We start from the raw sequence: 20,624 nt of genomic DNA, 5'->3' as shown, positions 1-20,624 counted from the left end.
GCAGGCGCGACAAGGCTTAGAATGACCGGCTGCACCCATCCGTTCGACCCCTGGAGTTCCCCAATGACCGTTGCGCAGTTCTACCCGATCGGCACCCCCGGACAGCCCTGGGGCGACGCGGAACGCGCACAGTGGCGGGCCCGCCAGCAGCGCCAGCGCAGCTATCACGACGACGTGGTGGCCGCCCTTGAGCGCCTGGACGACAGCTTCGATGTGATCCAGTACGGCCAGCTGGACTATGCGCCGGACCATTACCCGCTGTTTGCCGTGGTCAACCACGACTGGAACCCGGCACTGCCGACCGCGCTGATCACCGGCGGCGTGCATGGCTACGAGACCAGCGGCGTGCACGGCGCCCTGCAGTTCCTGGAACAGCAGGCCGAGCGTTACCTGGGCCGGCTGAACCTGATCGTGGCGCCGTGCGTAAGCCCGTGGGGCTACGAGCGCATCCAGCGCTGGAACCCGGATGCCATCGACCCGAACCGCAGCTTCCGTGACGGCGGCCAGATCGAGGAAGCGGCCGCCCTGATGGCCTGGGTGGCCGAGCGCAAGCCGAACCTGCTGGTGCACCTGGACCTGCACGAGACCACCGACAGCGACCTGCAGGAGTTCGATCCGGCCCGCTGCGCCCGCGACGGCAAGCCGTTCGAGCGCGACACCATTCCGGATGGCTTCTACGTGATCGGCAACAGCGAAGATCCGCAGGCCGAGTTCCAGAAGGCATTGATCACCGCTGTGGCCCCGGTCACCCACATCGCCCCGGCCGACGCCGAGGGCAACCTGGTCGGCCTGCCGCTGCAGTCGCCGGGCGTGGTCTGGGGTGAATCGCGTTCGATCGGCGCCTGCGCCGGCTTCACCGATGCGCGCTTTGCGACCACCACCGAGGTCTATCCGGACAGCCCGCGCACCAATCCGCAGGAATGCAACGACGCCCAGGTGGCGGCGGTGTGTGCGGGCCTGGATTTCGCCCTGGCGGCGCAGTAACGCGCCACGTTCCGGGCAGCGACCGGCATCAGCCGGCGCTGCCTCGCCGGTGAAGTGGCCACAGCCGGCGACGCCGACGCGCGGCATCCGGCGAACACATCCAGATCGCGCTGGTACACCGTGCTGTTGACCCTGAACAGGCCCAGCAGCGAGTGGAAGACGTTGTCGTGGCTGTGCGCCCGGTGCAGGGCATTCTCGCGCAGGCAGGCCAGGTCCACGCCCGCGTTGCGGCTGAACTCCGGTGAGAACCACATCACCATCGGCACCTGGGTCTGCTCGCGCGGTGCGATGAAGTAAGGCGTGCCGTGCAGGTACATGCCCCGTTCGCCCAGCGACTCGCCATGGTCGGACACATAGATCAGTGCGACATCACGCTGGTCCGAATAGTCCTGCAGCAGGTCGATGGCCTTGCCCAGCATGCGGTCGGTATGGACCAGGGTGTTGTCATAGGTGTTGACCAGCGCCTCGTTGCTGCAATGCTGGATCTGGTTGCTGTCGCAGGTCGGGCTGAATGCCCGCGAGTGTGCCGGGTAGCGTTCGAAGTAGGTCGGGCCGTGGCTGCCCAGCTGGTGCAGCACGACCAGGGCGTCACCGTTCATGGCGTCAATACGTGTACCGAGCTGATGCAGCAGCACCTCGTCGTAACAGGTGCCGTCGGCATTGATACACTGGCCGGCCACCTTCAACGCGGGCATGTCCTCGGTCGGCACGCGTTCGCACACACCCTTGCAGCCGCCGTTGTTGTTGTTGCGCCAGAGCACGCTGATGCCGGTGCGCTGCAGGATGTCGAGCACGTTCTCCTCGGTCGCTGCGCGTACATCGTCGTACTGGCTGCGGGTCATCTGCGAGAACATGCACGGCACCGAGATCGCCGTTGCGGTTCCGCATGAGGAGACATCATTGAAGCTGATGACGCCTTCCTTGCGCGAGAGCCGGGGATTGGTCGCGCGTGGGTAGCCGTTGAGCTGGAAGTTCTGTGAGCGCGCGGTCTCGCCGACGACCATGACCACCAGCTTCGGACGCGGGCCCGGTACGCGCCGGGCGTCCATGCCGATCGGGCGCAAGGGTTGCTGGCGGGTGCTGTAGAGACCTTTCAGATAACCGTGGGTATGGCGCACGACGTTCAACGGCAGCACCTGGTCACGGAGATGGCGGTTGTTGCGCAGCAGCGAGGAGTAGTCCTTGTAGAACGCGAAGCCGATTGCCAGCAGTACCAGCAATGACGCCAGAGCGCTGGCCGGCCACACCAGCAGCGAACGTATCGAAACGGCCCCGCTGGTGGTGCGCACCAGGGCCAGCCCGGCAGCGGGCAGCACGCCCAGCGCCAGCAGGGTCAACAGTAGTGGCAGCGAGAGATAGGCGTTCAGTTCGGCCTGGTTGGTCTCGAACACGTTCTGCACCATGCTGCGATCGATCAGCACGTTGTAGTGCAGCATGAAGTAGCTGCAGGCGGCGCTGACGACAACGAGCAGCACCAGCAGCGGCCTGCGCAGGAACGGCAGTGCCAGCAGTGGCGTCAGCATCAGGTTGAGCAGGCAGAACAGCACCACCGGCAGGCTGGCCAGGAACAGCACGCTGCGCAGGCTGTTGAGGTCGATCAGCCCCCATAATGTCTTCCAGAGGGCGATGTTTCCAATCGTGGTGAAGAACAGTGCGGCGGCCCAGACCAGAATGATCGGATGGGGCCGTGGAATACGGCGGCATTGACGCACGAGCAGGTTCCGTGGAGCGGGAGTGCGCGCAGTATCGAAACCGCTTTATCAGGAAGTTGTCAGGTTGGGCGGACTAGCCCAGCAGGATCACGCCCCACACCGCGCCCACCATCAACAGTGCGGTGGTCTGCGCGGCGCTGCCCATGTCCTTGGCGTTCTTGGACAGCGGATGCTGCTCCAGAGAGATGCGATCGACCACTGCTTCGATCGCCGAGTTGAGCAGTTCCACCAGCAGGCTGATGAAGCAGACCGCCAGCACCAGCGCCCGTTCGAGCTTGCTGATGTCCAGCACGAACGCTGCAATGATCAACAGCGCGTGCAGAAGCAGCAGTTGGCGAAAGGCAGCCTCGCCGCGGAAGGTGGCGATGAAACCATCGCGCGAATGGATGAGGGTGTGGAAGATGCGGCTCAGGCCGGTCTTGCCGTGCGGGTACTTGCCGCTGTCCTTGGGGTGCTGCATGCCGTTTCCGCCGTGAAGTGAGCGATCCCCAGCATGTGCAGGCGCGCGTCAGGAAACCGTCAGATGGGCCACTCCAGGCTGAACCGGCATCCCTGCTGCGAGGAATGCACCGTCATCCTCCAGCCCAGGTGCTCGACGATGCGCTGCACGATCGACAGCCCCAGTCCTTCGCCACTGTGCGGGCTGCCGGGCAGGAAACGCTGGAACTGCTGTGGGTCGATACTGGAGGGCAGGCCGGGTCCCGTGTCGGCGATGATGAGTGTGGTGTCGTGGAGGGTGATCCTCACTTCGCCCCTTTCAGTGTACTGGCAGGCGTTGCGCAGCAGGTTCCAGATCACGCTGTGCGCCAGATCCGCGTTGGTGTCCAGCACGGCGTCATGCCGGGCATCAAACGCAACGATCACCGGCTTGCCGGAAATCCAGGGCTGGCAACGCTCCATGCAGGATTCGATCAGCGGACGCAGGGCCACCTCATTGCGTGGCACGGTGCTGGGGGCGCGTGAGAGCAGCAGCAGGCAGGTCAGCTGGCGCTGCATCTCCTGGGTGGTGCGCAGGATGCGCTCTGCGCTGGGAACCAGGTGACTCTCGGCCGGAAGCTGGCAGGCCAATGTCTCCGCAGCGCCGCCGATGATGGCCAGCGGCGTGCGGAGCTCGTGGCTGGCATCGCCGCTGAAGCACTGTTCGCGATGCAGGAACCGTTCGAGCTCGTCACTGTGCCGGGCGAACGCGCGGGCGAGTACACCGATCTCATCGCGCGCGTCCTGGTAGGGAAAGGGCTTCTGGCCGTCCTGCACCGCGTCCGCCAATCGCGTGATGGGCGCGATGACGTGCGTCGCTACCTTGCGACCGATCAGGAAGGCGCAGAGCACGCAGATCGAAATGACCAGTGCCGCGAAGGCATTGATCAGGTGTTCCAGATAGCCATAGTGCGCCGCGTCCTGCAGCAGGTAGTAGCGCTGGTCGCCGTTGTCGAAGACGCTCAGGTGCCACTCGTTGGGCGCCTCTTCGCCGTGATGGCCCGGGCCGTATTGGCGCAGCACGACAGGCACGTCATCGCCATCGAACAGCTGGGTCCCCGGTGGCAGGGCGGGGCGTTGGCCATGGGCCAGCGCGGCCTGCAGCCTTTGCACTTCGCCGTGCTGGGTCCGCGCGACGACAGCAGCCCGGACCTGGTCGTAGTCGACCTGTTCGGCCAGAACGATGAACCCCATGGCACCGGCCATCAACAGCACGAACGAGATCGTGATGCGGGTACGCAGGCTCAGGCGGCGGTAGAGGGAGGCAGGGCTCACGCCTGCATGCGCCAGCCGACGCTGTGCACCGTGGTGATCAGCGCGGTGTCGAAGCTGCGGTCCACCTGCAGTCGCAGCTCATGGATGTGTGTCCGCAGCGCGCCGCTGTCCGGCGGCTCGTCGCCCCAGACCAGGTATTCCATCTCCTGCTTGCGCACCACGGCGGGCGCCGCACGCACCAGGCACATCAGCAGCTTGTGCGACGTGGGCGTCAGCGCAATGCAGCGGCCTTGCCGCCAGGCCTGTGGCGAGCGCGTGTCCACCTGCAGGTCCTTCCACGCCAGCACGCTCTGGACCTGGCGACCCTGTGCCCGCCGCACCAGAGCCTTGATCCGCGCATCCAGTTCCACCAGCGAGAACGGTTTGACCAGGTAGTCATCCGCGCCCAGGGCCAGGCCCTGCACGCGGTCTTCGACCGGATCGCGCGCGGTCAGCATCAGGATCGGTACCGGGTTCTGGAACTCCTGGCGCAGCTTCTGGCACAGCGTCATGCCGTCCAGCCGCGGCAGCATCAGGTCCAGCAGGATGGCGTCGTAGTCGTGCTGCGTGGCCCGGCGCAGGCCGCTGGCGCCGTCGCGGGCGTCGTCCAGTACGTAGCCCAGCGGTTCAAAGAAGGCATACAGATTGGCAACCAGCTCGGGGTTGTCTTCGATGATGAGCAGGCGGGTCATGGCATGCGTCCTTGCGCGTGGCCGAACTCTGCCCGATCGCTCGCCGAATGCCAATGCCCTTGCTGAATGGATCGCGGGTGAGGGCGCCCGCATCAAGCCCTGCTCAATCGGCCGGGCTGCGTGAATCGCGGACCGAGTAGATCACCGAGAAGATCTTCCAGCCCTGCTCGGTCCGGATCAGCTGCCACATCTCCTTGCCCCAGTTGGTCTTCACCCCATCGTCGTGGAAGCTGTAGTCGAACGACACCGAAGCCACATCGCCATCCGTCTCGATTTTCGTGTTGGAGAATGTCTCCTCCTTCGGCTTGGGCGAGGCCACCGCCCCGTCGATCAGCGCGATGAAGTTGTTGGTGGGAATCCGCCGTGCCTTGATCGCATCGGGCTTGGCCTTGCGGATGTCCTGCAGGCGCACATCCTCGGAAACGAATTGCCAGCCGATGTCGTCCGGTTTGTCGGAGAAGAACAGGCCCATGTAGGTCGGCTTGTCCTTGTTGATCAGCGAGGTGCGGAACGATTCGACCACCTGTTCGATCGCCTTAACATCGGAGGATGATTCCCTCTGGCCTGCCTGCGCCGGCGGGCCTGCGAGAAGGCAAGCGACGAGCAGTGCGCCCGGGAACCCAGTGATTGTCATCATTCATGTCGGCCGCAGTGAGGGAAGCACGCCCGGGCCCACGGTAGCGGAGCTCCGGCGCGTTCCGCATTCAACGCTGCAACGCGCCGATAATCAAGCCGGTGGCGATCTGAACGCGCAGCCACTCAGTGTCGGACTGCCAGAACTCTCGCTGCTGCGGCCCAGCACGCAACTCCGTGAGCTGCAAACAGGGCAGGCCACGCGAGCGAACACGGATGTGGGTGCCGCTTTCGCGGGCAGATCGCGCAGGGCGATCGATGCTGCGAACACGGACTCAGCGCGGCACACCATCGGCCGGACTGCTCGCGGTCCAGCCACCACCCAGGGACAGGAAAAGATCCATCTGGCGGTCAATGCGCTGCGCGCGCGAGGCGGCCAACGCGGACTCCGCATCTGCCAGCGCGGCCTGCGCCGAAAGCACATCGAGAAAATCGATCCGGCCGAAACGGTAGAGCTGCTGTGCCTGTCCAGCGGCCCGCGCTGCGTCCTCACGCGCCTGCGCCAGGCTGCGCTCGCGTTCAAGCTCCTGCGTGCAGGCAGAAAGCGCGGTCTCGGTCTGGCGCAGTGCCTGCAGCACGATGCCGTCAAAGGAAGCGAGAGCAGTATCCGCATTGGCACCAGCCGCTGCGATGCGGGCCTTGGCCGCGCGGCGGTTGGGCCAGTGCCATGACAGCACGGGGCCGATGCTCGCACCGAAGCTGTCGGCTGACAGCAGATGCGCCGGTGTGCCAGCCACGCCCGAAGAGGCGCCCAGAGTGATCTGCGGATAGAGCCCCGCCGTCTCGACACCGATCATTGCAGTCGCGGCGGCCAGGCTGCGTTCGGCTGCGCGTACGTCAGGGCGCCGCTGGAGCAGCTGCCAGCCGTCACCGACCGGCAATGCTTGCTCCAGCTCAGGGGGCTGTGGGCACCCTTCTGCTTCCCTGGGATAGTCTGCCGGGACTTTGCCCATCAGTGCGGCCAGTTCGAACAGTGAGGCCTGCCGTTCCGCCAGCAGGTGCGGTATCGCCGCCGCGCTGCGATTGACGGCTGCACCGGCACGGCTGACATCGAAGTCCGTTCCGCGCCCGCCTGCAGCCAGGTGTCGGGTTGCCTCCAGCGTGGCGCGCTGTATCGCCAGCACCTGCCGGGTTGCAGCGAGCGTGTGATTGCTTGTGCACACTTGGAGATAGGCGCGGGTGACGGCAGCAGCGACGACCACGCGGACCTGGTCCCGTGCCGCAGCAACCGCCTCCGCGTTCGCGTTGGCGGCTTCGATGCCGCGGCGGATGCCGCCTGCGAGGTCCAGCGGATAGGAGAGGTGAAGACCCAGCGCATAGGACTGCGGCGCGGCCGACGCCTGGGTGTAACCACCGGCATGGGCGAGCGTGCCCGATGCATCCACGTCGGCCTGCACGGCACCGCGTGCGCGATACTCCAGCACGGTTGCGCTGGCGCGCCGAAGGTTGGCATCGGCGGCGCGCAGGTCGGTATTGGCCGCCAGTGCTTCGCGTACGTAGGCGTCAAGCTGGGGGTCACCATACAGTTGCCACCATCGATCCGGTGGCGCGTCGTGGCTGAACGATGCCTCCTGGCCCGAGACGAACGCCCGCGCCGCCCGGGGGGAGGCTGCGACGGCGTTCGCAGGCAGGTGATAGTCGGGGCCGGATACGCAGGCCGTCATGGGCAGCAGCAGTGCAAGCAGCCCACCTCGCACTGTTCGCAAACTCACTTGCAGGCTCCCTGTGCCGAGGGCGTGATGGTCACATTTGCAGTGCGACCCACGATCAGACGCGTATCCGGTGGAGCATCATCGATACGGATGCGTACCGGGATGCGCTGTGCCAGCCTCACCCAGGTATAGGTCGGCGCCACGGCGGGCAGCAGGTTGTGTGTGCTTGAGCGCTGATCGTCGGCAATGCCTGCGGCGATGGTGTCCACGTGTCCGCGGACGTCGTGGTCGTCGCCCATCAGCCGGGCCACGGCGGCATCGCCCTCGGTGATGCAGCCCAGTTTGGTTTCCTCGAAGTAGCCCTCGATACGCAGGCTGCGGGTGTCGATCAGCGCCAGCGCCTGCGCACCGGGTTGCAGGTAGTCGCCCGCGTGCAGGTCCAGGTTGGTGATGATGCCATCGGTGGTCGCGCGTACCTCGGTGCGTTGCACGTTGAGCTGGGCTACACGCTGTTCGGTCCGTGCCTGCGCCAGCGCGGCCAGCTCGGTATCGACCTTGGCGGCATTGCGTTCGCGTGTTTCCGAGGCGACCAGGTTGCCAAGTGCGTTGTCCCGCGTCGATTCGCGGCGGGCCAGCGCCAGCGTCGCGCGTGCGCTGCTGACCGCTGCATCGGCCTTCTCAAGCGCGGCAGCGAAGCGCGGTTGATCCAGCACCAGCAGCAGTTGTCCGGCGCTGACCCGCTGGTTGTCGTGCACCAGCACCTGGGTGACCAGTCCCCCCATGTCCGACGCAACGCGTACCACATCGGCGCGCACCCGCCCATCCCGCGTCCACGGGCGCATTTCGTAACGATTCCAGAGGGAGAGCGCGGCAATGGCGGCGAGCGCACACACGGCCAGCGTTGCGCTCCAGCGTCCGATGACAGCAAGCAGGTGTTTCATTTCATTTCTCGAGCAGGGGCGAGAGCCGGATCATCAGCTCCGCCAGGATCACGAACAGGGACAGGCCCACCAAGGGCCGCGCGGCGAACAACCGGTACAGGCCGAGGCTGGCGAGCAGACGTGAGGTCAGCATCGACAGCACCAGCGCGGCGGCGGCCACGGCGAGCAGGCCGGGGATCAGCACGCCATCAATGGAAAGGTCAGAAAACATGAGGTCAGTGCCGATTGGTAAGCGGGGATGCCAGCAGGTCGCGGCGCAACCCGCAGAGCAGGTGCGACAGATGCCTCTGATCAGCCCCGCTGCTGGCCGCCGCTGCCTCGCGCATGCGGTCCAGCAGTTCCAGAAGACGGATGTCGACACTGCGTGCCGAGTGGGCGCGAACCCTGAAATGTGCAGCGATGCGTTCGATCAGCACCGCATGAAGCGCCCGGACCTGCGGGTTGTGCAGCCGCTTTTCCAGCGCACGGAGTTGGCTGGATGCACGTGCCGCACGAACGTCCGCAAACAATGCCCGCAGGTCGTGTGCCGCACTGGAACGGCCCTGCAACCTGGGAGCGAGCAGCCCGATTCGATCCAGCACGCGGCTGAGCCAGGCGCGGGTCACATCACCTTGGCCGGCGGCATGTCGTGCGATGTCCCGACGGATGGAACGCTCCAACCGTGCGCGGTTGCGGCCCGCATCGGCGGTCTGGAACAACTGCATGCTGCACAGTGCCATTGTCGTACCGACGAACAACGCAATGCTGTTGTTGAGTGCGCCGACGATGTTGACCGTATTGGTCGCACCCAGACCTGCGATGAGCGGGAAGGTCAGTACCACGCCCAGGGCGGCCATGATGAAAGGCGGCCGGGCCAGGAACGATCCGCACAGCAGCAGCACCGGCGCGAGCGCGGCAATCAGGCCGACGAAATCGGACAGCGCCGGGAAGATCAGCAGACCGTAGACCAGGCCGACGGCAACGCCGATGCACGATCCCACCAGATAGCGCGTGACGTGTGGTGCCGGTGCTTCGAGGGTGCCGAACAGGACGCATGCAGTGCCGATGATGGACACCGCCGTGGCGCCGTCCGACCAGCCCGTAATGATCCACAGCACGCAGCTCAGCAGGATGCCTACGAACGCCCCCAGTGCGCTGCGCGCGGCGTTCCTGTGATCCCGGTGAATCACTGCGCCCTGCACATTCCGCGCAAGACGGTCAGGCACATGCAGGCGCCAGTCGGGGCGGGCAGTGTGCAGTTGTGCCTGCAGCACGCGGCAGTCGGCATGGGCGAGGTCGAGCTCGGCCTGTTGCGCGACCAGGCCGGCCCGCAGCAGATCGCGCCAGCCCGATGGATCCATCGCGCCGGCCTGTGGTGAACGCAACCGGGCGAAGGAATCTTCCACCGCGCTGGACAGCATCAGTACGTCCAGCATCCGGTCATGCAGGGCACGCAGGATCTGCACCTGGGCGACGCCGTGGGCGCTGTCGAAGGGCAGGTGGATCGACAGCACATGCAGCTCGAGCAGGTCGGCTGCTACTTTTGAGCGGTCCGTCGCCAGCACCATGTCCGATGCACTGGCGCGCATGTCGCGTGTCCATCGTTCCGCATCTTCCAGCACGGCAGCAACCCGTGCGTGCACGCGCATCGAGACCCGGCGCGGCAGCACCAGCCCATGTACCAGCGTTGCGGCCAGGATGCCGATGGCGATTTCCTGCACGCGCGTGATGGCGATGGTGAACACCTCTCCCGGCACCATCACCGCAGGAAACCCGATCAGGCTGGTGGTATAGCCGGCCAGCAGGAACGCGTACGCACGTGGCGTGCGGTCGAGCATCGCCAGGTACAGGCACAGCGCCATCCACGTGGCGAGTGCGGCGCTCAGCACCAGGGGCGCATTGGCGAAGCGTGGCACCAGCGCGACGGTGGCGGTGGCCCCGCCCACGGTACCGAGCAGGCGGAACAGGCCGCGGCTCAGTGTTGCCCCGGAAAGGGGCTGCGACACCAGATAGACCGTGCCGATCACCCAGAACGGGCGATTCAGGCCGATCCTTAGAGAGACATACAGCCCCAGCGACGCGGCGAGCAGGCATTTGAGCGAGAACAGCACCGCCTCCTGGTCGGTCCTGGGGGCGGGGCTTTTCAACCGGGCAAATGCTTGGAACACGTGGGGACGGAAAGACGTGGGGAAGTGCATGCGGGCCATGCTAGTGATCGGCCGCAGCGGCGAATTTCGCTACAATGACAACCAATCGCTAAAACCGGTCAATGTGAGAATGGCTCGCATTTCGCTCCCCGGCTTTGACCTGGACCCGGACGAGACCGATCGCCCGGCGGTTGCCAGCCGCCTGCAGGTGGCCGAGCATGACGCGGAAATTCCCGTGCATGAGCACCGCAAGGGTCAGCTCATTCTTGCGCTGCATGGAGCGGTGACCTGCGAAGTGGCCAATGCGTTGTGGATCGTGCCGCCGCAGTGTGGCGTCTGGATTCCGGGTGGCATGCCGCACAGCAACCGCGCCACGGCCAACGCCCGCCTGTGCTATCTGTTCGTCGAGCCTGGCATCGTCGAACTGCCAGCGCAGTGCGTGACACTGGCGATCTCTCCGATGCTGCGCGAGATGATCCTGCACCTGGCGGATGTGCCGCCGGACTACCCGCATGGCAGCCACACCGACCGGCTGGCGCGGGTGTTGCTGGACGAACTGGTGCAGATGCCGGCCGAGCATCTGTCGTTGCCGGTCAGCGATCACCCGAAGGTGCGTGCATTGGCTGCGGCATTGTCGGCTGATCCGGCAGACCGCAGCACCATCCGCCAGTGGGCCATGCGCCTGGCCTTGGGCGAGCGCACGTTGACCCGCCTGATTGAGCGAGAAACGGGTTTGTCCTTCGGGCGCTGGCGACAGCAGTTGCATCTGCTCATCGCCATTCGTGAACTCGCCGGTGGTGCACCAGTACAACGCGTTTCCGAGACGCTGGGCTATGAGTCGGTGACGGCCTTCATCACGATGTTCAAGAAGGCGCTTGGCCTTTCCCCGACGCGGTATTTTGCGGTGCGCCTGCGTGGGCAGTAGCAGGGAACAATCCGGAAAGCCGTTGCCTGGAACGGCTACTTCAAGGTACCGGAGACTGATTGAATCGCGGCCACCACCGCAGCAGGATCCTCGCGCTGGAGGGTGTGCCCCGTCGACAGATAGCGATGCGTACCGCGCGTGAACCCCGAGAAGAGCAGGGCGTGCTGTGCCTTCCAGAGTGCCTTGCCCGCTGCGGTTTCTTCGAAGAACAGCGGTTCGGCAGCGAGCTGGGTTGCAGTCAGCAGCGCCACCGGCACGTCCGGCATCGTGCGCGGGGTCTCCGCACCGGGTGCATCCAGTTGTTCGGTCAGCACGGCGTAGTCGGCAGCCATGGCCGGCGGCAGTATTGCCCGCAGCTGGGCATCGTCCGCTTGCACGCGGGCACTGTCGGCCTGCTTGAACGCATGGCGCTGCCCCATCGTGGCCGGGTCCACCAGCACGAGGCCCTGCAGGCGCTCCGGATGGCGGCGTGCGAACTCCGTGGCCAGCAGACCGCCATAGGAATGACCCACCAGCACAACGCGGCGACCGGGTGCGAGCGTATCGATCACGGCCGTGAGGTCGGCCAGATGCGCATCAATGCGCTTGGGGTGGCCGTCGCTGCCGGACTTGCCAAGTCCTGCACGGGCGTAGGTGATGCTGTGGTAGTCGCGCCCCAGACCTGCAACCACCTCTTTCCAGGCGCCCGCGCCCTGGCCGAAACCGGATTCAAAGACCACGGTGATCGGGCCGGCCCCCGTCTCTTCGGCCTGCAGTGCGTAAGCACCGCGATCCACCTGGATCTCCCCGGCGTGGGCGATGCCTGCAGCGGTCATCACCACGGCCAGCACCCACAACGTCAGTCGACTGCTCTTCATTGCCATTCCCCCTGGGCCGTGGCGCGTGCCAGCCCTTCCGATGGGTCAGGTCTGCAGCGGAGCGCGGCAGCCTGCCGACCTCGCGACAGGTCGTGCTGGTAATGTAGTGAAGTATAACACCGATCCCCTGTGCAGGAAGTAATGGGAACAGGGCGCAGTCCGCTGAATGGCGTTGGATGCTTGAATCTGTGATCGGTTACTCGACTCCACACTTGAATGTGTAAGCGTCCTCAACGATAAACACGGCATGTGGCACTGCCGCATTCCGGACCAGGGACGATCCGAAGCATGACGCGGGGGAGCACCTCTGCGTTCTCGTTCCCGTCGGCGCTGTGTTCGTCCAGGAAGGAGAACAGGGATGTTGGAACGACTGAAGACCCTCTCGCGTGCCGTGCTGGCGATTGTTGCCCTCGGCTGCTTCGCCCCTGCTGTGGCACAGGCGCAGGAAAGCAAGATTACCTGGCGCATTTCGCAGCCCGGCGGCAATTCGACGCAGTACAAGACCCAGCAGCAGGCGGTGCAGGCGATCAAGAGCCTTCCCGCACCCAGCCCGTTCCCGCCGGAGTTCCAGTTCGGCTGGCAGTCTGTCGACAAGATCAAGTCGAAAGTCGTGGACTTGAACGGCAATACGTCGATCACCTACTGGATGGGAAAGTCGCAGCCCTCCGACCCTGATTGGTCGTATCTAAGCACCGCGCAGTTCCCAACAGAAGAGGCAATGGTTGCCGACTATCTGGCCATGGTTCAGGCAGAGAATCCTATATGCCCTGGTGCAACGGTCACGCCCGCAAGTGAGTGGTATGCGCTCAGTCCGGACATGGAAGGAACCATCGAGACACGTGATTTTGAAGTGATATACATGACCGGCGACAACACAGCCGAGTCGCCGTGCACGCCCTATCCAAGCGATGCCCAGATGACGCGGACCCGGCGTCTGAACTGCCCGATCCCCCTCACACAGTGGTCCAACAAGCATAACGCCTGCGTCAGCGAAGAATTCGTTGCGACCATTGCCTCGAAGTCGCAGAAGTGCGACAAGGACGGCGGCAACGGCAGCTGCCCCATGTCCCGCAACGATACAGCGGCGAACATGAGTCCGTTTCCCGACCAGGACCCGACCTCCAACGGCGGTACCTGCGACGGCAATGTCGGCAATCCGTGTGATGTCAAAACCGGCGAGAAGTACGAAATCGCGCAGGACTTCGATCTTGGCTGGATCGCACTGACGCGCTTCTATCACTCCGGCATCTCCACCTCATCCGGTGGCTTCGGCTATGGCTGGACCCATTCGCTGGGAGCCCACCTGGCACTGGATGGTGTTGACAGTGTTGGCATCATCGAAAGCACCGGCTTCCAGCGGGCATTCAAGAAAATCGGCCAGGCCTATGAGGCGGACGACGACAGTGGCGACCGTCTGGTCCAGAACGGCAACTGGACACTGTATTCGGCGGGCTCCATCTCGACCTTCGGCGCGGACGGGCGTCTGACCGCCACGCGCTTCCCGGATGGCACGTCGCTGACCTACATCTACGATGACAGCGACCGCCTTGCAGCCGTCACCCACAGCAGTGGCCGCACGCTGGAGTTCGTCTACCAGTCCAACGACCATGAGGCGCTGATCAGTTCGGTCCTGGTCGAAGGCATTGCGCTCGCCACCTACACCTATACATCGCAGAACCAGGTTGCCACGGTGACCTATGCGGGTGGCGGTGTGCGCACGTATCACTACGAGAACCAGGCTTTCCCCCAGCACCTGACGGGTATCACCTCCGAGGACGGTCGCCGCTACAGCACCTTTACCTACGATTCCATCGGCCGTGTGATCTCCAGTCAGCATGCCGGCGGTGCCGATGGCGTGACACTGGCTTACAGCCCCAACGGCGGTGCAGTCGTGACCGACGCGCTTGGGCGGCAGACCGATTACACCCTGACACCCGGGGGCGACACCGCTCCGTCGCGCAAGGTAACCGGCCTGAGTGATTCGCAGGGAACCGTCAGCCGGACCTACTACGACCAGAGTGTCGACTTCCGCCGGCGCCTGGATACCTACACCGATCGCCGCGGTATCCAGACCAAGCACACCTATGCGCAGGGCACCGATGCGGTGAGCGGTCGTGCCGTCAGCATCCATACCGTGACCGAAGCGGTCGGCTTGCCCGAGCAGCGTGTGGTGACCACGGCGCGCGACGTCGAAACCAATGCGGTACTGACAACCCGGATCGGCAGCCGCGAATCCCGCACGGCCTTCAATGCCCGACGCCAGCCGACGGCCAACACGGTGACCGACACCGCATCCGGCCAGACGCGCATCACCAGCTACACTTACTGCGAAGCCGCGGACGTGGCTGCGGCAGGCAGCTGCCCGGTGGAAGGGTTGCTGAAGAGCGTGGATGGCCCGCGCATTGATGTGGTTGATGCCGTTACTTACGCCTACTACCCGGCGGATGATGCGGGATGTGCGGCCAATGGTGCCTGCAGCTATCGCAAGGGCGACCTGCGCAGCGTGACCAATGCGGCGGGCCAGACGGTCGAGACCTTGGCCTACGACGCGTTCGGACGGTCGTTGTCGGTCAAGGACGCCAACGGCGTGGTGACTGATTACACCTACCATGCCCGCGGCTGGCCGACCTCGATCACCGTACGCGGTGCCAGCACGGCCGAGGACCGCGTTACCCAGCTGAGCTACTGGCCAACCGGCCAGGTGCAGAAAATCACCGAGCCGGATGGCAGCAGCGTTTCCTATGTCTACGATGCGGCGCTGCGCTTGACCGACATCGAGGACAACGCAGGCAACACGATTCACTACGCATTGGACAATGCCGGTAACCGCCTCAAGGAAGACACGCTGGATACTGGCGGTACCCTGCGCCGTACCCTGGCACGGACGTTCAACACGCTCGGCCAGCTGACTGCGCTGAAGGATGCGGGCAATCACGCTACCGGCTTTGCCTACGATGCCAACGGCAACCCGCAGACGGTGACCGACGCACTGCAGCGCGTGACCAGCCAGCAGTACGACCCGCTCAACCGACTCGCCCAGACCCTGCAGGACGTCGGCGGCGTCGCGGCGGAGATCCGCAGCCAGTACAACGCGCTGGACCAGGTCACCCAGGTCACCGACCCGAAGGGCCTGCATACGACCTATGCCTACAACGGGTTCGGTGACCTGACCGGCCAGGTCAGCCCGGACCGTGGCGCCAGCAGCTTCACCGTGGATGCCGCCGGCAACCGCAAGACGGCCACCGATGCGCGCGGCGTCACCGCCACCTATCACTACGATGCACTCAACCGCGTGATCGGCATCGCCTACCCGGACCCCAATCTGGACGTGGGCTACAGCTATGACGTGCCGCCTGCTGCGTGTACCGCCGAGGAGCGCTTTGCCAAGGGCCGCCTGGGGCAGGTGCTGCACGCCAACGGCAGCACCCAGTACTGCCACGACCGCTTCGGCCAGGTCACCCGTAAAGTGCAGACCGTCAATGGTGTGGCCAGCACGCTGCGCTACGCCTACAGCAAGTCGGGTCGCCTGACGGCATTGACGTATCCCGATGGCAGCGTCGCCGACTACGTGCGCGATACCCAGGGCCGCATCAGCCAGATCGGCCTGACCCGCCCCGGCCAGGCGCGCCAGATCGTGGTGAACAACGTGACCTATGCGGCCTTCGGTCCCGCGACCGGTTGGACCTACGGCAACGGCCGCCAGCTGCAGCGTCCGTTGGATCTGGATTACCGCCCGCAGTCGGTGCATGACCCGGCCGCAGGCGGCCTGTCGCTAGGCTATGGCTATGACCCGGTCGGTTCGATCACCGAGCTGAAGAACGGCGCGGGTTCGACGGTGCTGGCCAAGTACGCCTACGACGCGCTGGGCCGCCTGACCCAGACCCAGGACGGCACGACCGGCACGCCGATTGAAACCTATGCCTACGACGCCACCGGCAATCGCACTGCGCTGACCACCTCGGCAGGCACCGCCAGCTACACCTATCCCGCAACCAGCCATCGCCTGACTGCGGTGGATGGCCAAGCGCGCAACCATGACGCGGTGGGCAACACCACCAGCATCGGCAGCAAGACGTTCACCTACAGCGATACCAACCGCATGAACGCGGTGAAGCAGGGCAATGCGGTGCTGGAAAGCTACGGTTACAACCATCGCGGTGAGCGCGTGCTACGTACCCCGGCCGGTGGCGCAGCTCAGATCACGCTGTACGACGAGGCAGGGCAGTGGCTGGGCAACTACTCGGCCACGGGCCAGGCGCAGCAGCAGGCCATCTGGCTGGACAACTACCCGGTGGCGCTGATCAACGTGCCGGGCACCGGCGTGCCGGAGCTGGCCTATGTCCAGCCGGACCATCTGGGTACACCGCGCGTGGTGATCGACCCGGTGCGCGATGTCGCGATCTGGGAGTGGAGCAGCAAGAGCGAAGTGTTCGGCAACCAGATTCCGAGCGCTGATCCGGATGGTGATGGTGTGGCGTTCGAGCTGGCGCTGCGCTTCCCGGGCCAGCAGGCGACGAATGCGAGTGGGTTGTTCTACAACTACCAGCGCGAGTACGACCCGGCGGTGGGGCGCTACTCTCAGAGTGATCCCATCGGGCTGGATGGCGGCATCTCCACATTTTCTTACGCTGAAAGCAATCCTCTGTCCTATGTTGATCCTCTAGGGGAAATGTCGCGACGCAAAGGCGAGCGCAATTTGACTCGCTCGCCAGATGGCACAGGCAACCCAGATAAGCATTGGAAGGATGATCCCAAGCGGCCAGGATGGGGTTGGCAGCTGGATGGCCATTCAGGTAAGCCGAAGTACAAAAAGAAACCGCACTACCTGCTTCCCCCAAAGGCAATCGGGCCGGGTCTGGCCCTCCGGGTTGCCCTTCAGGTAGCCTGTGAGAATGGCGACCTTGCCTCCTGCAAGACGCTCTGTACTCTGTTCCCTGAGGTCTGTGGCAATGTTGACTTCGCCGAACCCAACGTAGCGATGTGTCCCACTGAGGGGCCGTCATTGAATTTGCAGTGATAGGCAGTGATCCGTCGATCTTCATGGTTCCAGGCACAATGCGGCCTGGATTCCGTGATGGTTCGTAGCATGCCTGTAGATGACAGGACGTGGAGTTGATAGTGAAGTCATTGCATTCGCGAGCGAAGATTGACCTGGCGCCCTTGACTGCAAGGGCTCTAAGAAAAATAGTGGGGAGTCTGTTCCATCGCCGGCACGACTATGGTGATTTCGAGCCCGAAGAACTGCTGGATGAGCTTGCGCGGCTCGGTGTTACAACGGCCAAGCAATTCAGATTGCTTATGAAAAAACATCGTCGCGCAATTCTTCGGGACGAGAGGGCGAGGATGTCTAGAAGAAAGATGCTCTACCTCTTAGACGAGTTCGGCCCTGAAGGTCTTGACATGCATACCAATACCTCTTGGTTCGCGACTTCGGGATTGGTGCGGCAAGCCATTGAGAAGGAATTCGGCTGGGAGGCATTTATCGCTTTGTACGATCGTCAGCCAGGCGCCGTCTCTGGTTCTTCTGAAAAGTCGGCACCCTAGCATGAAATCCATTGCGCTTTGGAGAATGAAGCGCGAGGCCAAGAGGAGCGGTCTGCGGGTCGTTGGCAACTTTTTGATTGCATTTCATGCGCGCGATGTTATCTCAGGCTTCACGTTGGATCCTGCGCCATCCTCTACCTATATATGGACCTTCGTAATTCCGACATATGATGATTTGCCCTACCTGCACATGTCTCTAGGCCAGAGGATTGCCAGCGCGGAGGTGGATAAAGGTTTTTTCTGTGGAACGCATGAGGCGCATGCCAAAAAGCTTGAGGCAGTGAGAACGGCGGCAGACTTGTTGCTCTATGTCGACAGTCTTGACTTCACAAGCGACTATTCAGAATGGGTAAAATACATATCTGCCATCCGGCTTGGCGATTTCGTGGCAGCGGATGCGACGCTGAAGAATCTCCTGGCTTTGCCAATGTCCAATGCTATTAAAAGTAGATTGGATGCGATTCTTTCTGTACTGAAGAATGGTGGTGAATCGGGCGCGCAGCATCTTTTGGAGGCGTGGTCTGTTCAGACTGATCGATTAGTCGGCGGCAGCTCCTGGGGCAGCGGACGGTAGCGAATCGTCTCGCTGCACGCAGCCCTAACGCAGCAGGGAATACCACGCTCTGGCAGCAGAGCGTTTACCTGCAGCGATACCAACCGCATGAACGCGGTGAAGCAGGGTAATTCCGTGCAGGAAGGCCACGCCTACAACCATCGCGGCGAGCGCGTGCTGCGTACCCCTGCCGGTGGCGCAGCGCAGATCACGTTGTACGACGAGGCTGGGCAGTGGCTGGGCAACTACTCGACCTCGGGCCAGGCGCAGCAGCTGGCGATCTGGCTGGACAACTATCCGGTAGCGCTGATCAATGTGCCGGCTACCGGCGTGCCGGAACTGGCCTACGTCCAACCGGATCATCTGGGCACACCGCGCGTGGTGATCGACCCGGTGCGGAATGTCGCGATCTGGGAGTGGAGCAACAAGAGCGAGGTGTTCGGCATCCAGATTCCGAGTGCCGACGAACTGGCACTGCGCTTCCCGGGCCAGCAGGCCACGGATGCGAGTGGGCTGTTCTACAACTACCAGCGCGAGTACGACCCGGCGGTCGGGCGGTATTCGCAGACTGATCCGATTGGGCTCGCAGCGGGGCCAAATACCTTTGGCTACGGGATGGGAAATCCGATGAGTTGGATTGACCCTGAGGGCTTGGAAGTACTTGTATGTAGTCAGCCGGCCTTTGGAGTATCCAACAATCCAATTGATCACCAATGGATTCGTACGGATACAGTTGAGGCAGGCATGGGTGGCACTCGTGGAAACGTACCTGGTAACGACAGTGGAGACATGCCAGGCGATCCCGTGCAGGTGACCAACCATGTCGGTCGTAGCAATGAGCCTGGAGCATCATGCAAAGTGGTTAAAAATGTCGACGAAGCGAGAGTCAATTCCCAGCTTCAGATAGGGAGATCACTTGGTAGGTGGGGGCCTACCAATCATTGCCAATCATTTGTAGCCAAGACACTTTGGAATGCTAGTACAGTCGAACTGCAGCAAGAGCAGAACAAACGATTGCTCAACTCGAAGGTTCCTGGGCTGAGGTAGGTATGAAGAGATACATGACATGCGTCCTGCTGGCGTTGCTTTCTTCGGCATGTGCGGACCAGAAGCAGGGCGCAACGACGAATTCGTTCGACGACGAGCGGATGGAATGTGTTGAGCCCGCTCGACTGAAGATCGAGCCGTGGGGAAAAGCGGGCTCTTTGAAGGGGTGCGAGATTGCTGATGGTCCATTTGTCGCCGCAGATGGTGGGTATATTCGTTTGCGTGGACAGTTTAAGAATGGGCATAAGGCCGGTGTGTGGCGATGGTACGACCGAAGTGGAAATGTCACTAAAGAAGTCAATTACTCACAGTAGTCTTTGCGGGGGAGGCTGGATGCGGTGCTCTGAAGGACGTCAGATGCCGAGATCCCTCACCCCCGACGAGGTCTCCCTCATCCACAGGCTGCTGCCCGAGACGACCGAGCTGTCCGAACGGTTGTTGAAGGATCTGGCGCTCGCCCAGGTGGAGGACGTGGAGGTCGTCGGATTCGGAGGCGTGGTGTTCCTGTCCAGCACGACCCAGGTCTTCGGAAGCGACATTGCCACTGCAATGCTTGCCGATGCCGACGGCGTGCCGGTGAGAGTCACCCTGTGCCTGGACAATCACGATCAGCTCTTCGAGCTGGAGCTGTGCAAAGTGGACTTCTCACCGATCATCGGGGTCGATCTGAGGAGCGCTTTCAGCGAGCACTGACACCTGCTGAAAGCGGTCCTCGCCGAAGGGCGTGGCGCATCGCGTTCACCCTTCGGGCTGCAACCGCCCCACCGCCTGCGCGCACAACGACTGGCAGGCCATGACCAACCCCTCCATCACCCGGTCGCCCACGTACTCTTCCGGCTCGCCGTTCTGCCGGGTTCGTTCCGCCGCCAGCAGCATTTCCAGCACCACCCGCAACCCGCTCAACGCGCAATCTGCATCGGCCAGGGCCAGGCAGCGCCCAGGCAGCTGGTGGCGCTCCGGCCAGGGTTGTCCGTCGGCTGCTGCACCGGAGCCGATGCGGTTGAGGTTGGCAATGAAGGTGTTCCTGTCCACCGCAGGCGCAGTCTGTGGCGAACCGTCGTCGCGGGCGGTGCTGCGGTAGGCGTGCAGATGCGGGAAGTCCGATTCGTTCATGGCAAGGCTCCGTGCAGGGCAATCGGTAGCCGCCACCCATAAAAGTGGCGGACGGTACGTGGTTCGAACACCGGGTTGATGTCAGTCCGGCGGGCCCGAAGGCCCCCACGCACC

The 20,624-nt window shown here is 63.7% G+C and carries 17 protein-coding genes and 1 pseudogene; 7 read left to right on the top strand and 11 right to left on the bottom strand.

Annotated elements, in window-relative coordinates; translation table 11 throughout:
- Positions 1-63 precede the first annotated feature (63 nt).
- Positions 64-984, top strand: a complete 921-nt coding sequence (locus tag AC5P57_RS17005; protein ID WP_099553384.1) for a M14 family metallopeptidase — start codon at positions 64-66, stop codon at positions 982-984.
- Here the strand turns inward: AC5P57_RS17005 and eptA are convergent.
- From eptA to AC5P57_RS16960, 9 genes are all read right to left on the bottom strand, one after another.
- Complete coding sequence (gene eptA / locus AC5P57_RS17000) at positions 888-2,696, bottom strand: phosphoethanolamine transferase EptA (RefSeq protein ID WP_495219675.1); 1,809 nt, start codon at positions 2,694-2,696, stop codon at positions 888-890. The genes AC5P57_RS17005 and eptA overlap by 97 nt on opposite strands.
- 73 nt (positions 2,697-2,769) lie before the next feature.
- Positions 2,770-3,156 (bottom strand): diacylglycerol kinase, encoded by a 387-nt coding sequence (locus AC5P57_RS16995; protein ID WP_099553388.1) that lies wholly within the window; start codon positions 3,154-3,156, stop codon positions 2,770-2,772.
- A gap of 59 nt (positions 3,157-3,215) precedes the next feature.
- A complete protein-coding gene (locus tag AC5P57_RS16990; RefSeq protein ID WP_262235003.1) occupies positions 3,216-4,448 on the bottom strand; it encodes a sensor histidine kinase in 1,233 nt (410 codons plus the stop codon).
- The gene (locus AC5P57_RS16985; protein WP_014647407.1) at positions 4,445-5,119 is read right to left on the bottom strand and encodes a response regulator transcription factor; all 675 of its coding nucleotides are present in this window, start codon (positions 5,117-5,119) and stop codon (positions 4,445-4,447) included. The genes AC5P57_RS16990 and AC5P57_RS16985 overlap by 4 nt, the downstream gene beginning before the upstream one ends.
- A gap of 103 nt (positions 5,120-5,222) precedes the next feature.
- Positions 5,223-5,753 carry a nuclear transport factor 2 family protein gene (locus tag AC5P57_RS16980; protein WP_430542866.1) on the bottom strand — a complete coding sequence of 177 codons (531 nt, stop codon included), beginning with the start codon at positions 5,751-5,753 and terminating at the stop codon, positions 5,223-5,225.
- Between the two features lie 274 nt (positions 5,754-6,027).
- Positions 6,028-7,464, bottom strand: coding sequence for an efflux transporter outer membrane subunit (locus tag AC5P57_RS16975; RefSeq protein WP_262235005.1), 1,437 nt, complete (start codon positions 7,462-7,464; stop codon positions 6,028-6,030).
- Positions 7,461-8,345, bottom strand: coding sequence for an HlyD family secretion protein (locus AC5P57_RS16970; protein ID WP_262235006.1), 885 nt, complete (start codon positions 8,343-8,345; stop codon positions 7,461-7,463). Before AC5P57_RS16970 ends, AC5P57_RS16975 begins: the two co-directional genes overlap by 4 nt.
- Position 8,346: 1 nt before the next feature.
- Positions 8,347-8,556, bottom strand: a complete 210-nt coding sequence (locus AC5P57_RS16965) for a DUF1656 domain-containing protein (RefSeq protein WP_032962478.1) — start codon at positions 8,554-8,556, stop codon at positions 8,347-8,349.
- Positions 8,557-8,560: 4 nt separating this feature from the next.
- On the bottom strand, positions 8,561-10,435 hold the full coding sequence (locus tag AC5P57_RS16960) for an FUSC family protein (RefSeq protein WP_495219684.1): 1,875 nt from the start codon (positions 10,433-10,435) through the stop codon (positions 8,561-8,563).
- A 166-nt stretch (positions 10,436-10,601) separates the two neighbouring features.
- Here AC5P57_RS16960 and AC5P57_RS16955 point away from each other — a divergent pair, with 166 nt between their 5' ends.
- A complete protein-coding gene (locus AC5P57_RS16955; protein WP_262235187.1) occupies positions 10,602-11,396 on the top strand; it encodes an AraC family transcriptional regulator in 795 nt (264 codons plus the stop codon).
- A 35-nt stretch (positions 11,397-11,431) separates the two neighbouring features.
- Here AC5P57_RS16955 and AC5P57_RS16950 read toward each other — a convergent pair whose 3' ends face one another.
- Positions 11,432-12,253, bottom strand: a complete 822-nt coding sequence (locus tag AC5P57_RS16950) for an alpha/beta fold hydrolase (protein ID WP_262235007.1) — start codon at positions 12,251-12,253, stop codon at positions 11,432-11,434.
- Between the two features lie 358 nt (positions 12,254-12,611).
- On the opposite strand from AC5P57_RS16950, the gene AC5P57_RS16945 reads away from it, so the two are divergent.
- The 5 genes and pseudogenes from AC5P57_RS16945 to AC5P57_RS16925 all read left to right on the top strand — a co-directional run bounded on the left by AC5P57_RS16945 (position 12,612) and on the right by AC5P57_RS16925 (position 20,090).
- Entirely contained in the window at positions 12,612-17,270 is a 4,659-nt protein-coding gene (locus AC5P57_RS16945) for an RHS repeat-associated core domain-containing protein (protein WP_262235008.1), read from the top strand.
- 101 nt (positions 17,271-17,371) lie between these two features.
- The gene (locus AC5P57_RS16940) at positions 17,372-17,797 is read left to right on the top strand and encodes a hypothetical protein (protein ID WP_262235009.1); all 426 of its coding nucleotides are present in this window, start codon (positions 17,372-17,374) and stop codon (positions 17,795-17,797) included.
- A gap of 1 nt (position 17,798) precedes the next feature.
- Positions 17,799-18,371 (top strand): hypothetical protein, encoded by a 573-nt coding sequence (locus AC5P57_RS16935; protein ID WP_262235010.1) that lies wholly within the window; start codon positions 17,799-17,801, stop codon positions 18,369-18,371.
- A gap of 14 nt (positions 18,372-18,385) precedes the next feature.
- A pseudogene (locus AC5P57_RS16930) lies at positions 18,386-19,397 on the top strand (RHS repeat-associated core domain-containing protein); the annotation flags it as partial.
- A gap of 357 nt (positions 19,398-19,754) precedes the next feature.
- Complete coding sequence (locus AC5P57_RS16925) at positions 19,755-20,090, top strand: DUF6984 family protein (RefSeq protein ID WP_046986185.1); 336 nt, start codon at positions 19,755-19,757, stop codon at positions 20,088-20,090.
- 45 nt (positions 20,091-20,135) lie between these two features.
- On the opposite strand, the gene AC5P57_RS16920 is transcribed toward AC5P57_RS16925, so the two are convergent.
- Positions 20,136-20,510, bottom strand: coding sequence for a hypothetical protein (locus tag AC5P57_RS16920; protein ID WP_142806139.1), 375 nt, complete (start codon positions 20,508-20,510; stop codon positions 20,136-20,138).
- Between the last annotated feature and the right edge of the window lie 114 nt (positions 20,511-20,624).

This window comes from Stenotrophomonas sp. YJH_SMC_79 (assembly GCF_059367995.1).
The sequence above is the reverse complement of the archived record's forward strand: the minus strand, read 5'-3'. Positions and strand labels throughout refer to the sequence as shown.

Excerpts from the sequence above, each read along its gene's own strand:
- AC5P57_RS16995 (WP_099553388.1), bottom strand. The coding sequence starts at position 3,156 with ATGCAGCACCCCAAGGACAGCGGCAAGTACCCGCACGGCAAGACCGGC.
- AC5P57_RS16985 (WP_014647407.1), bottom strand. The coding sequence starts at position 5,119 with ATGACCCGCCTGCTCATCATCGAAGACAACCCCGAGCTGGTTGCCAAT.
- AC5P57_RS16980 (WP_430542866.1), bottom strand. The coding sequence starts at position 5,753 with ATGACAATCACTGGGTTCCCGGGCGCACTGCTCGTCGCTTGCCTTCTC.
- AC5P57_RS16955 (WP_262235187.1), top strand. The coding sequence starts at position 10,602 with ATGGCTCGCATTTCGCTCCCCGGCTTTGACCTGGACCCGGACGAGACC.
- AC5P57_RS16935 (WP_262235010.1), top strand. The coding sequence starts at position 17,799 with ATGAAATCCATTGCGCTTTGGAGAATGAAGCGCGAGGCCAAGAGGAGC.
- AC5P57_RS16920 (WP_142806139.1), bottom strand. The coding sequence starts at position 20,510 with ATGAACGAATCGGACTTCCCGCATCTGCACGCCTACCGCAGCACCGCC.
- AC5P57_RS16925 (WP_046986185.1), top strand. The coding sequence starts at position 19,755 with ATGCCGAGATCCCTCACCCCCGACGAGGTCTCCCTCATCCACAGGCTG.
- AC5P57_RS16945 (WP_262235008.1), top strand. The coding sequence starts at position 12,612 with ATGTTGGAACGACTGAAGACCCTCTCGCGTGCCGTGCTGGCGATTGTT.
- AC5P57_RS16965 (WP_032962478.1), bottom strand. The coding sequence starts at position 8,556 with ATGTTTTCTGACCTTTCCATTGATGGCGTGCTGATCCCCGGCCTGCTC.
- AC5P57_RS17005 (WP_099553384.1), top strand. The coding sequence starts at position 64 with ATGACCGTTGCGCAGTTCTACCCGATCGGCACCCCCGGACAGCCCTGG.
- AC5P57_RS16970 (WP_262235006.1), bottom strand. The coding sequence starts at position 8,345 with ATGAAACACCTGCTTGCTGTCATCGGACGCTGGAGCGCAACGCTGGCC.
- AC5P57_RS16950 (WP_262235007.1), bottom strand. The coding sequence starts at position 12,253 with ATGAAGAGCAGTCGACTGACGTTGTGGGTGCTGGCCGTGGTGATGACC.